This is a genomic window from Luteibacter sp. SVR4-7G (assembly GCF_056755555.1).
On the sequence record NZ_JBPGXO010000049.1, the window covers coordinates 1 to 12,129 of the forward strand.

Sequence of the window (12,129 nt, forward strand, 5' to 3'; positions counted from 1 at the left end):
GGATGGCACCGACCATCTGCGTGCCGAAGATGTCCGCCAGGTAAGCCGGAACCGTGGCGAAGCCGCCGCCGTACATGGAGATGATGACGCACACCGTGATGACGAAAGCCGCCGCCATGCCCAGATGACCCAGCGTGGGCAGCAGGCAATAAAGCACGATGCCGAGCACGAAGAACACGATGTAGGTGAGCTTGCGGCCAAGGAAATCCGAGGCGGATGCCCAGCCGAGACGGCCGACGGAATTGAACAAGCTGATGAGTCCGACGAGGCCAGCGGCCGCGGCGGCGATCGCCGTCTTCTGTTCGGTCGTGAGCTCCGCCGTGGGATGCACGCCGAGCAGGCCCGCACCGAACACGTCCTGGAGCATGGGGCTTGCCATCGAGATCACGCCGATGCCGGCGGTGACGTTAAGACAGAGCACGCCCCAGATCAGCCAGAACTGCGGCGTTTTCCACGCCTGACTCAGGTGCACGTGGTGCGAGGTGATGAGCGGTGCCTTCTTCGCGTCGACGGCCTCCGGCTGGAAACCCAGCGGCCGCCAGCCCTTCGGGGTCACGCGGAAGCCGAAGGCACCCAGCGACATCACCACGAAATAGAGGACGCCCATGCAGATCAAGGTGGAGGACACGCCCGCCGACACCCCGTCGCCGAAGACCGCCATCAGCTTCACGGCAATGGGTGCGCCGATCATCGCGCCGCCGCCATAGCCCATGATCGCGAAGCCCGTGGCGAGGCCGCGCCGATCAGGGAACCATTTGATCAGCGTCGACACCGGCGTGATGTAGCCGAGCCCCTGCCCTATGCCACCGAGCACGCCGCAGCCCAGGTAGACCAGCCACAACTGGTGCATGGATACGCCGATGCCGCCGATCACGAGGCCGCCGCCCCAACAACAGGCGGCAATGAAACCGGCCTTGCGCGGACCGGCACGTTCCAGCCAGCCACCCCACAGGGCCGCTGCCACGCCGAGCATGAAGATGAAGGTCTCGAAGATGTGGTTGACCGCCGGAACGGTCCAGTTGCACGTGGTGGTCGTGAGCTGGTCGAGGAAACCCTGGCTTGCGCATATCGCAGCATCCGCCCCCGGCACCAGCTTGGTCATCGGCAGCCAGAACACGGAAAACCCGTAGGCCATGCCGATGCAGAGGTGGATGGCGAGCGCCGCGGGCGGCACGAGCCAGCGGTTGAACTTCGGTCCTGCGATCGTACGTTCCCGCGCCAGCAACCCGCCTGCAGCCATGTGCCGTTCCCCCGCCGATGAAGGTGCATCTGCCCTGATGGCATCTTAGGCAGGTTTCCGGCGGGCGCCACCCTACCTTGGTCTTAAGGACGGCCCGGTCAATCTTCCAGCCTGACGACGCACTCGATGCCCTGGCGCGCCATTTTCGCGTAAGGACACAGGCGCTCGGTGTTACGGACCAGTCCCTCCGCGAGCGGGCGGGGAACGCCGGGAAGCGAAATGGCGACGTGCGCCACCAGGGTGAACAGGCCATCCATGGGATCGCGGCCGAAGGTCACCGCGGCGGTGACCATGGCATCCGGGATGGCAATCTGCTCGCGGGTGGCCAGCAGGCTCAATGCGCCGTGGAAACACGCGGCGAAGCCAGCCGCGAAAAGCTGCTCCGGATTGCTGCCCCCGCCCGGACCACCCAGCTCAGGCGGCAAGCGCAGACCGATGTCCAGCCAACCGTCGGTGGAGCGGGCCTTGCCGGAGGCGCGGCCGTGGGCGGCTTCACCGCCGGTGACACTGACCGTGCCCGTGTACAACGGAGCGAATTCCGCTCCGGTGTATCTGTCCAGCAAGGACACCGGAGGCGGCGTCGGCTTTGACATGGGAGTGGCCGCTGCTCAAGCCGCCGAAGCGTACTGGGCGTATTTCGAGGTCTTCAGCCATGCCGGGAAGTCGATCGTGCCAAGGTGTGCCCCGGGGCCGGCCACCAGGTCGTCATCGGCAAGCAGCGCGCCGAAGTACGGTGCTTTTGCGTCGCCGATCACCTCGTGCGGATCCTGGATGATCTTGAGGAAGCGCGCTACAAGCTCTGCCATGCGGAACTTCTCGGGACCGCCGATCTCGATGATGCCGTTCACGGGCGTCCCTGTCGCCGCGACGACGACCGACGCCGCCACCTCGTCGGACGCGATGGGCTGGATATGGGCCGTGGGCAGCCGGATGCTGCCGCCCTGCGCCGCCGATTGCGCGATCCCGCCGAGGAATTCGAAGAACTGCGTCGAACGGACGATGGTGTACGGAATGCCGGATGCCGCGATGAGACGCTCCTGGGCGACCTTTGCGACCAGGTACTCACTGCCGGGAAGCCTGTCGGCCCCCACGACCGAAAGCGCCACGTGGCGATCGACTCCCGCGCGTTTTTCCGCGGCAAAGATGTTGCGGCCGGCCGTCTCGAAGAAGGCGAGCACGTCCGGCCCGACGAACACCGGCGAATTGGCCAGGTCGATCACCGTGTCGACGCCGGTCATGGCCGCGTCCAGGCCTTCGCCGGTCAGGGTGTTCACCCCGGAGGAAGGCGAGGCGGCGATGGCCTCGTGGCCGAGGGCACGAAGTCCCTGCACGACCTTGCTGCCGATGAGGCCGGTTCCGCCGATGACGAGACATTTCATGATGGCTACCTCTGTTGAACGTCGAATCATCCTAGGTTCGGGTGAGCCGGCCCGGTAGCACCCTGCGCGGGATCACGGTGTTGTCGTCCCTGCACCAATGGGCAGGTTGCTGCCGCATTCCAGGTCCAACGCCCGGATGGCGCCGATCATGAAGTCGATGAATACACGGACGCGCGACGGCAGCTGCTGGCGGGACTGGTAGCAGACGTAATGCCCACGATCGTCCGGTGCGTATTGGCTCAGGCAAGCCACCAGCCGGCCTGAGCGCAGGTGTTCGCAGACCTGGTAACCGGCCAGCTGCGCGACGCCCCGCCCTTCAAGTACCGCCTGCAGGACGAGGTCGGTGTCGTTGAATACTTCCATGGCAGGCGGCAACGCCTTGCGCACGCGTCCGTCCACCTTGAATTCCCATTCATCGATGCGGCCCGAACCCGAGCGGTAGTGAATGCCGCTGTGCATGCCGAGCGCGTCCACGCTGACGATGGCACCGTGTTCGCGGAGGTATGCCGGAGTGGCGCACACGAACATCTGCATCGGCACGACCTGACGCGCGATGATCTGGCTGTCCTCCATGCGCCCGTTGCGGAAGGCCACGTCCACGCGGTCGCCAGTGAAATCAAAAGGGCGATCGTCGAGCAGCAGGTCGATCGCGATCTCCGGATAGGCATCGCGGAACCGGTTCAACAAGGGTGCCACCACCTTGCGCCCGAAGCCCATGGGCGCACCGATGCGCAACTGGCCACGGGGCGGTCCATTACGGAGTTCGCGCATGTCGTCCAGCGCCTGGGAGATGCGCTCCACGCCGGGATGGCAATTCTCGAAAAAGATCTCGCCTTCGCGGGTAAGCGACGTGCTGCGCGTCGTACGCGAGAAGAGGCGTGCACCCACTTGCTGCTCCAGCTTCTGCACGCTGCGGCTCACGGCCGAGCGGCCGATGCCGAGGCGGTCCGCGGCCCGGGCAAAGCTGCCTTCGTTCACCACGGCGATGAAGGCGACGACGCCCGCATAGCTGGCGGAAAACGACGTGGCGAGCGCGTCCGTGCCTCCGCGGCTCGACGGCGAATGGGTGTTCATGACAGGTCCTCGTTCCGGCGCCGGACGCGGCGGACGCCGGTCGCCTGGATGTGATCGCGTGCATCGTGGAGCAATGCGCGACATGCGTCGGCATCGAGGCGCAGCAGCATCGCCACCTCGTCGATACCCGCCTCGAAGATGTCGCTCATCAGAAAGGCCACCCGGGCATTCGCGGACAGCCCGTCGAGTGCGTCGAGCAGGCCGTTGAAGACGGTGTCCACCGGCTGCCGCGTCGATAGCTGCCTGCGCAAACTCTCGTAGATCGTATTCGCATCGTCCATATCCCACAGACGTGGCGAGCTCCCCGGCTGTGACATGGCCATTGGTGCCTGACAGGCAACACCGTAGTCACGCCCGCAGATCTACCCCGGTGCCCGTTGCAGCCATAGCCTCTCCGCCATCACCCACCAAGGATCCATCCGATGAGCCAGCGTCTCGATTACATGCAGCAGTCCCCCGACATGGTCAAGAAACTCATGGAACTGAGCGCCCTGTACAAGAAATCCACGCTGGGCGACACCATCCACGACCTGGTGAACATCCGCGCTTCGCAGCTGAACGGCTGCGCCTTCTGCGTCGACATGCACAGCAAGGAAGCGAAGATCCACGGCGAGCGCGAACTGCGCCTCTACCACGTCGCGATCTGGCGCGAGTCAAGCCTGTTCGAGCCGCGCGAACGCGCCGCCCTGGCCTGGACCGAAGCCCTGACCCAGATCCCCGCCCATGGCGTTTCCGACGAACTCTACGAGCGCGTGCGGAGCCAGTTCTCCGAGAAGGAGCTCTCCGACCTGACCTTCCAGATCATGGTCATCAACGCCTGGAATCGCGCCAACGTCGCCTTCCTTCCCACCCCCGGCGCGTTCGATAAAGCCTGGGGCCTGGATAAGGCCGGCCTTTCCTGAGATCACTCCCCGAGGACACGCCATGCGCACTGCCAAGGTATTCGCACTACTCGTCGCCTTTTTGCCGGCGCTCGCCCTTGCCCAGAAGGACCCGGCCGAGGGCGCACCCCAGCCCGACGTCAAGGACCTCATGACCAAGGCCCTGAAAGACAACCCGGGCAAGGAGATCACCCTCATCTCCGTCGATTACCCGCCCGGGGCGATCGAACATGTGCACAGGCACGACGCCCACGCCATGCTGTACGTGATTGAAGGCAACATCGTGATGGGCGTCAAGGGCAAGCCGGAGCAGGCGCTCAAGCCCGGCGACACCTTCTACGAAGGCCCCGACGACATCCACACCGTCGGCCGCAACGCCAGCAAGACCGAGCCCGCGAAGTTCGTGGTGTTCATCCTGAAGGACAAGAACAAGCCGTTGGTGATGCCCGTCCACTGAAGCCCGGGACATGGTAGGAGCGCGCCTTGCGCGCGACAGCTTTTGAGGCCGAGAGCCACAGGACCTGTCGCCTTTTCGCGAAAAGCTGTCGCGCGCAGGCGCGCTCCTACATCGGATCCATTGAGGCGCAAAGGTTGCGCATGGGACGATTTTGCCCAAGACACGTCACAGACGGGTAAGCACAATCGTCTGATGGGTATGAACGAAGCCACAGCCACCTTTTCCGCACTGCGGCCACGCCTGCACGGGATCGCCTACCGCATGCTCGGCTCCGTGGCCGAGTCGGAAGACGTGGTCCAGGACATCTGGCTGAGCTGGAACGGCGTCGAGCACGGCAGCATCGACAACCCCGAGGCCTGGCTGGTGGCGGCCACGACGCGGCGCGCCATCGACCGGCTGCGCGCCGCCAAGGCGCGTCGCGAGGACTATGTCGGCATCTGGTTGCCCGAGCCGATCCTCACGGATGAGGGCGCCTCGCCGGAAGACCTGAAGGAACTGGCCGACGATGTCTCCGTGGCCTTCCTGCTCCTGCTGGAACGCCTCTCGCCCGAAGCGCGAGCGGCCTTCCTGATGCGCGAAGTCCTGGACGCCGACTACCCGGAGATCGCCAGCACCCTCGGCAAGAGCGAGGCTGCCTGCCGTCAACTGGTGCACCGGGCGAAAGACCAGCTCCGCGACGAGCGCCCACGGCAAACCGTGCCGCACGACGCCCACCTGGTGTTGATGCGCCGCTTCGCGGAGGCGATGGCCCGGGGCGATTTCCAGGCCCTCCGCTCCATGCTGGCGGCGGACGCCGACCTGCAGGGCGACGGCGGCGGCAAGGTCAGTACCTTCCCCCAACCGATGCTCGGCGGGCAGCGCATCGCGCAGCTCTACTACGCCGCGCACCTGCGTTATGGCGACGAGGTACAGGTGCGCCTCGTGCGCATCAACGGCGAATGGTCGCTGCTCCGCTACATCGAGGGCGAACTGGAGTCCGCCCAGACCTACGTCACCGACGGCGAGAAGATCCTGAGCATTCACGTGCAGCGCAACCCGGACAAGCTTGCCCGGATCGCGCGTGGATTGCAGGGGTTCCGCGCCGCCTGACGCCGTCGTTCCTGCGCAGGCAGGAACCTGGCGACTCGGCTCTGCGTCGTAGCCACGGAGTCACCGGGCCCCTGCCCTCGCAAGAGCAGCTGTCGTGATCAGCTGTAACGGACGCCGACGATCTCGTAGTTCTTCACGCCATTAGGAGCCTGGAACTCGAACTCGTCGCCCTCGCTCTTGCCGATCAGCGCACGCGCGATCGGCGAAGATACGGCGATGAGGTTCTGCTTGATGTCGGCTTCGATGTCGCCGACGATCGTGTAGGTCACTTCGGCATCGGTATCGAGGTCGACTAGGTCGACGATGGCGCCGAACACCACCTTCTTCCCGGCGCCGAGCCGCTCGGTATCGATCACCTCGGAGTTCGACAGCGCGGCCTCGAGCTCGTTGATGCGGCCTTCGTTGAAGCCATGCAGTTCGCGCGCCGCGTGGTACTCGGCGTTCTCCTTGAGGTCGCCGTGCGCACGCGCCTCGGCCACGGCGTTGATCAGCTCCTGGCGCTTGGGGCCCTTCAGCTGCTCCAGTTCCGCGCGAAGACGGTCTGCACCTTTCTTGGTCAGCGGGGGACGTGTGCTGCTCATGCGTGAAGCTCCTTGTGCAAGTCCTGCAGGCTGTTGACCTCACCATCGGCATGGAAGTCGAGCGAGTGCACGAGGGCACGCGCGCCGGCGACGGTCGTGGAATACGTGACGCGCTGCTGCAGCGCCTCGCGGCGGATCGAGAACGAATCGGAAATGGCCTGCTTGCCTTCCGTCGTGTTGACGATGTAGACCACCTCGCCGTTCTTGATCAGGTCGACGATGTGCGGACGGCCTTCCAGCACCTTGTTGATGCGCTCGCAGGTCACGCCATTGTCCTGCAGGAACTTCGCCGTGCCCGAGGTGGCCACGATGACATAGCCGCGCGCGGCCACGTCCTTCGCGATCGGCAGCAGGCGGTCCTTGTCGGCGTCGCGCACGGACATGAACACCTTGCCCTTAGGCGGCGCCTTGATGCCTGCGGCCTCGTGGCCGCGCGCGAACGCGGCGCCGAAGCTGCGGCCCACGCCCATCACCTCGCCCGTGGAGCGCATCTCGGGACCCAGGATCGGATCGACGTTCTGGAACTTCAGGAACGGGAAGATGGCTTCCTTCACCGAGTAGTACGACGGAATGATCTCCTTCGTCGCGCCCTGCTCGATCAGGGTGCGCCCGGCCATGGCGCGCGCGGCGATCTTCGCCAGCGACATGCCGGTGGCCTTGCACACGAATGGTACGGTGCGCGACGCGCGCGGGTTCACCTCGAGGATGAACACGTCGTCGCCCTGGATGGCGAACTGCGTGTTCATGAGGCCGATGACCTTCAGCTCCTGCGCCATCAGCTTCACCTGCCGGCGCATTTCGTCCTGTACCTCGGCGCTGAGCGAATACGGCGGCAGCGAGCACGACGAGTCGCCGGAATGCACGCCGGCTTCCTCGATGTGTTCCATGATGCCACCCACCAGCACGTTGCCCTCGGCGTCGGCGACGATGTCCACGTCCACCTCCACCGCGTGGTCGAGGAAGCGGTCGAGCAATACCGGCGATTCGTTCGAGACCTGCACGGCCTCACGGATGTAGCGCGAGAGGTCGGCGTCGGCGTAGACGATTTCCATGGCGCGGCCGCCCAGCACGTAGCTGGGACGCACCACCAGCGGATAGCCGATCTCGCGGGCGAGCGCCAGCGCCTCGTCGGCATTGCGCGCGGTGCGGTTCGGCGGCTGCTTCAGGCCGAGCTTCTGGATCATCTTCTGGAAGCGCTCGCGATCTTCCGCGAGGTCGATCGAATCGGCGCTGGTGCCGATCACCGGCACGCCCGCGGCCTCGAGCGCGCGTGCGAGCTTCAGCGGGGTCTGTCCGCCGTACTGCACGATGACACCCTTCGGCTTCTCCAGGTCCACGATCTCCAGCACGTCCTCGAGCGTCAGCGGCTCGAAGTACAGGCGGTCGGAGGTGTCATAGTCGGTGGACACGGTTTCCGGGTTGCAGTTGACCATGATGGTCTCGAACCCGTCCTCGCGCAGGGCGAGGGCCGCGTGCACGCAGCAATAATCGAACTCGATACCCTGGCCGATGCGGTTCGGGCCGCCGCCGAGGACGATGATCTTGTCCCGGTCGGTGGGGTTCGCCTCGCACTCTTCCTCGTACGTGGAATACATGTACGCGGTGGTGGTAGCGAACTCGGCGGCGCAGGAGTCCACGCGCTTGTACACGGGGCGCACACCGAGCGTGCGGCGCACGTGGCGCACGGCGGCCTCGTCGGTGCCGACGAGTTCGGCCAGGCGCGCATCGGAGAAGCCCATGCGCTTCAGCTCGCGCATGCGCGGCTCGTCGAGCGCCGCGATGCCCTGGCGCTGCACTTCGCCCTCGGTCATCACGATGTCCTCGAACGCGGCGAGGAACCAGGGATCGATGCGCGTCAGTTCGTGCACTTCCTCCAGCGACAGGCCGGCGCGGAACGCGTCGGCCACGTGGAACACGCGGTCCGGACGCGGCTCGCGCAACTCGCGCTTGAGTGTCAGGAAGCCTTCTTCGCTGCCGATGTCCAAGCCGGTCGGGTTGAGGCCGGTCTTGCCGATCTCCAGGCCGCGCAGGGCCTTCTGCATCGACTCGTGGAAGGTGCGGCCCATGGCCATCACCTCGCCCACCGACTTCATCTGGGTGGTGAGGCGCGCATCGGCAGCCGGGAACTTCTCGAACGCGAAGCGCGGGATCTTGGTGACGACGTAGTCGATGGACGGCTCGAACGACGCCGGCGTGAGGCCGCCCGTGATGTCGTTCTTCAGTTCGTCGAGGGTATAACCGACGGCCAGCTTGGCCGCAACCTTGGCGATCGGGAAGCCGGTGGCCTTCGAGGCCAGCGCCGAGGAGCGCGACACGCGCGGATTCATCTCGATGACGACGACGCGGCCATCCTCGGCATTGATGCCGAACTGCACGTTGGAGCCGCCCGTGTCGACGCCGATCTTGCGCAGCACCGCGATGGACGCGTTGCGCAGGCGCTGGTATTCCTTGTCGGTGAGCGTCTGCGCCGGCGCGACGGTGATGGAGTCGCCGGTGTGCACGCCCATCGGGTCGAAGTTCTCGATCGAGCACACGATGATGCAGTTGTCCGCCTTGTCGCGGACGACCTCCATCTCGAATTCCTTCCAACCCAGCACCGATTCTTCCACCAGCACTTCGTGCACGGGCGAGAGCTCGAGGCCGCGGCCGACGATCTCGACGAACTCTTCCTTGTTATAGGCGATGCCGCCGCCCGAGCCGCCGAGCGTGAAGCTCGGACGGATGATGGTGGGGAAGCCGACGGTGGTCTGGATCTCGAGCGCCTGCTCCATCGAGCGCGCCACTTCCGCCTTCGGACATTCCAGGCCGATGTCGGCCATGGCCTTGCGGAACAGGTCGCGGTCTTCGGCCATGCGAATGGCTTCGCGCGACGCACCGATCAGTTCCACGTTGTATTTCTCGAGCACGCCGTTGTCGGCGAGGTCGAGCGCGCAGTTGAGGCCGGTCTGGCCGCCCATCGTCGGCAGCACCGCGTCGGGGCGCTCCTTGGCGATGATGCGCTCCACGGTCTGCCAGTTGATCGGCTCGATGTAGACGGCGTCGGCCGTCTCCGGGTCGGTCATGATCGTCGCCGGGTTCGAATTCACCAGGACGACGCGGTAACCCTCTTCCTTCAGCGCCTTGCAGGCCTGGGCACCGGAGTAATCGAACTCGCAGGCCTGGCCGATGACGATCGGGCCGGCGCCGATGACGAGGATGGTCTTGATGTCGCTGCGCTTTGGCATGTGTTTTCTCGCGAATCGATGGCGGATGGAGGACGACGGGGACTGGCGTCAGGACGCCTGCTTCGCCTTGTGCGCTTCCATCGCGGCAATGAACGTGTCGAACAGGTAACCGACGTCTTCCGGACCCGGGCTCGCTTCGGGATGACCCTGGAAGCAGAACGCCGGCCGGTCGGTCAGGGCGAAGCCCTGCAGCGAGCCGTCGAACAGCGAGGTGTGGGTGACGCGCACGTTGCCGGGCAGCGTCGCGGGATCCACGGCGAAACCGTGGTTCTGCGAGCTGATCAGCACGCGGCCGGTATCGTGGTCCTTCACCGGGTGGTTCGCGCCATGGTGGCCGAACTTCATCTTGAGCGTCTTCGCGCCGATCGCCAGCGCCATGATCTGATGGCCGAGACAGATGCCGAAGGTGGGAATCTTCGTGTCCAGGATCTGCTTCGTCGCCTCGATGGCGTAGTCGCAGGCGGCCGGATCGCCCGGGCCATTGGCCAGGAAGATGCCGTCCGGATTCATGGCCAGCACCTCACTCGCGGGCGTCTGCGCCGGCACCACCGTGATGTCGACACCGCGACCGGCGAGCAGGCGCAGGATGTTCTGCTTCACGCCGTAGTCGTACGCGACGACCCTGAACTTCTTCGGCGCGTTGTAGAAGCCCTGCTTGTCGAGGTCGTAGACACCCTCGGTCCACTGGTAGGTCTTCGTGGTGCTGACCACCTTGGCGAGGTCCATGCCGTTGAGGCCCGGGAAGCCCTTCGCCTTGGCCACCGCGGCGTCGGCGTCGATCGCGTCGCCCGCCACGATGCAGCCGTTCAGTGCGCCCTTCTCGCGAAGGATGCGGGTCAGGCGGCGCGTGTCGATACCGGCGATGGCCACGATGCCGTGGCGCCGCAGGTAGTGCGGCAGCGGCTCGGTGCTGCGCCAGTTGCTGGCGAGGCGCGGCACGTCGCGCACGATGAGGCCCGCCGCGTGGACGCGGTCGGCCTCGACGTCGACGTCGTTGGTACCGGTGTTGCCGATATGCGGATACGTGAGGGTGACGATCTGCCGGGAGTACGACGGGTCGGTCAGGATTTCCTGGTACCCCGTCATGGCGGTGTTGAACACCACCTCGCCAACCGTCTCACCGTGGGCACCGACGGCATGGCCGTGGAAAATGCTGCCGTCTTCGAGAGCAAGCAGAGCAGGAATACGCATGGAATGGGCCGCCTTCAGGTGCAGCAAAGCCCGCAAGCCTGCGTGAAGCGGCTCGTGGGCCTTGGGGAAAAGGAATCGCTGGGCGGGAAAGAATAATAGATGACAGGCAGCTTTCTGTCCACCGGAAACGATGTCTGAACGCGTAGGAAAATGCCGAGGGGAACACCCCCGGGCACGATACAATGCCGCCCGAGCTACCCATCCGAGAACCGACCGCATGCTGCTCGACCCTGCTCGCCTGGAACGTCCCGATACCGACATCAGGCACGAGCCGTTCTCCTTCATGATCGCGCACGGGCAACTTCCGGACGATGCCCGTGGGGACCTCGACCGCGATTTCCCCCAGTACGGCAGCGCAGGGTTCTTCCCCTATGACGCCAGCGACTGCGGCCCGTCGGTGAACGAACTGGTCGAGCAGATGACCTCGCGCGAGTTTTCGGCGGCCATCGGCCGGCACCTGGGCATCGAAGGCCTGGAGAACTACCCGACCCTGGTCACCCTCTGCCGCCTGCTGAACCGCCGCCACGGCACCATCCATACCGACAGCAAGTCGAAGATCGCCACGGCGCTGATCTACCTCAACCCGATGTGGCCCGACACCAGCGACGGCTGCCTCCGTTTCCTCCGCTCGATCAATGACATCGATGATGTGGTTGCGCCAGAGTTGAAGCCGCTGTACGGCGAGTTCGCGGTGTTCCGCCGTGCCGAAAACTCCTTCCACGGCCACCTGCCCTACGAGGGCGAGCGCCGGGTGATCCAGGTAGCCTGGCTCACCTCCGAGGAGGAGAAGGCCCGCAAGACCAAGCGGGGCAAGTTCTCGCGGGTCTTCAAGAAGATCTTCGGCAAGCTGGACCGCAAGATGGGGGCCGACCGCGACCGCAACGCCTCCCACCCGGACTAAGACACCCGTAGGAGCGCGCCTGCGCGCGACATCTTTTGGGGCCGTGAGCAACAGGCCCTGCTGCTCCTCGCGAAAACCTGCCGCTCCTCGCGAAAAGATGTCGCGCGCGAAG

The 12,129-nt window shown here is 65.5% G+C and carries 12 protein-coding genes; 4 read left to right on the forward strand and 8 right to left on the reverse strand.

All coding sequences use genetic code 11. The features are described from left to right. The 5 genes from ACR9ZH_RS15945 to ACR9ZH_RS15965 all read right to left on the reverse strand — a co-directional run. The coding region (locus ACR9ZH_RS15945) for an OFA family MFS transporter (RefSeq protein ID WP_481291741.1) at nucleotides 1-1,240 on the reverse strand (1,240 nt) is incomplete at its 3' end. 98 nt (nucleotides 1,241-1,338) lie between these two features. After that, nucleotides 1,339-1,833, reverse strand: coding sequence for an Ohr family peroxiredoxin (locus tag ACR9ZH_RS15950; RefSeq protein ID WP_481291742.1), 495 nt, complete (start codon nucleotides 1,831-1,833; stop codon nucleotides 1,339-1,341). Nucleotides 1,834-1,848: 15 nt separating this feature from the next. After that, complete coding sequence (locus tag ACR9ZH_RS15955; protein ID WP_481291743.1) at nucleotides 1,849-2,619, reverse strand: SDR family oxidoreductase; 771 nt, start codon at nucleotides 2,617-2,619, stop codon at nucleotides 1,849-1,851. 72 nt (nucleotides 2,620-2,691) lie between these two features. Next, nucleotides 2,692-3,693, reverse strand: coding sequence for a LysR family transcriptional regulator (locus ACR9ZH_RS15960; RefSeq protein WP_481291744.1), 1,002 nt, complete (start codon nucleotides 3,691-3,693; stop codon nucleotides 2,692-2,694). Further along, nucleotides 3,690-4,010 (reverse strand): sigma factor-like helix-turn-helix DNA-binding protein, encoded by a 321-nt coding sequence (locus tag ACR9ZH_RS15965; RefSeq protein WP_481291745.1) that lies wholly within the window; start codon nucleotides 4,008-4,010, stop codon nucleotides 3,690-3,692. Before ACR9ZH_RS15965 ends, ACR9ZH_RS15960 begins: the two co-directional genes overlap by 4 nt. Before the next feature lie 105 nt (nucleotides 4,011-4,115). Between ACR9ZH_RS15965 and ACR9ZH_RS15970 the strand changes: the two genes are divergently transcribed. From ACR9ZH_RS15970 to ACR9ZH_RS15980, 3 genes are all read left to right on the forward strand, one after another. Next, entirely contained in the window at nucleotides 4,116-4,595 is a 480-nt protein-coding gene (locus ACR9ZH_RS15970; protein ID WP_481291746.1) for a carboxymuconolactone decarboxylase family protein, read from the forward strand. 22 nt (nucleotides 4,596-4,617) lie between these two features. Continuing rightward, a complete protein-coding gene (locus tag ACR9ZH_RS15975) occupies nucleotides 4,618-5,031 on the forward strand; it encodes a cupin domain-containing protein (RefSeq protein WP_481291747.1) in 414 nt (137 codons plus the stop codon). 198 nt (nucleotides 5,032-5,229) lie between these two features. Beyond that, on the forward strand, nucleotides 5,230-6,120 hold the full coding sequence (locus tag ACR9ZH_RS15980) for an RNA polymerase sigma-70 factor (RefSeq protein WP_481291748.1): 891 nt from the start codon (nucleotides 5,230-5,232) through the stop codon (nucleotides 6,118-6,120). A 98-nt stretch (nucleotides 6,121-6,218) separates the two neighbouring features. Here ACR9ZH_RS15980 and greA read toward each other — a convergent pair whose 3' ends face one another. Genes greA through carA form a run of 3 tightly spaced genes read right to left on the reverse strand, consistent with a single transcriptional unit; the run spans nucleotide 6,219 to nucleotide 11,116 of the window. Further along, a complete protein-coding gene (greA, locus tag ACR9ZH_RS15985) occupies nucleotides 6,219-6,701 on the reverse strand; it encodes a transcription elongation factor GreA (RefSeq protein WP_481291749.1) in 483 nt (160 codons plus the stop codon). Further along, the gene (gene carB / locus ACR9ZH_RS15990; protein WP_481291750.1) at nucleotides 6,698-9,925 is read right to left on the reverse strand and encodes a carbamoyl-phosphate synthase large subunit; all 3,228 of its coding nucleotides are present in this window, start codon (nucleotides 9,923-9,925) and stop codon (nucleotides 6,698-6,700) included. Before carB ends, greA begins: the two co-directional genes overlap by 4 nt. A gap of 48 nt (nucleotides 9,926-9,973) precedes the next feature. Further along, the gene (gene carA / locus ACR9ZH_RS15995; protein WP_481291751.1) at nucleotides 9,974-11,116 is read right to left on the reverse strand and encodes a glutamine-hydrolyzing carbamoyl-phosphate synthase small subunit; all 1,143 of its coding nucleotides are present in this window, start codon (nucleotides 11,114-11,116) and stop codon (nucleotides 9,974-9,976) included. A 217-nt stretch (nucleotides 11,117-11,333) separates the two neighbouring features. On the opposite strand from carA, the gene ACR9ZH_RS16000 reads away from it, so the two are divergent. Further along, complete coding sequence (locus tag ACR9ZH_RS16000) at nucleotides 11,334-12,017, forward strand: 2OG-Fe(II) oxygenase (protein ID WP_481291752.1); 684 nt, start codon at nucleotides 11,334-11,336, stop codon at nucleotides 12,015-12,017. Nucleotides 12,018-12,129 lie beyond the last annotated feature (112 nt).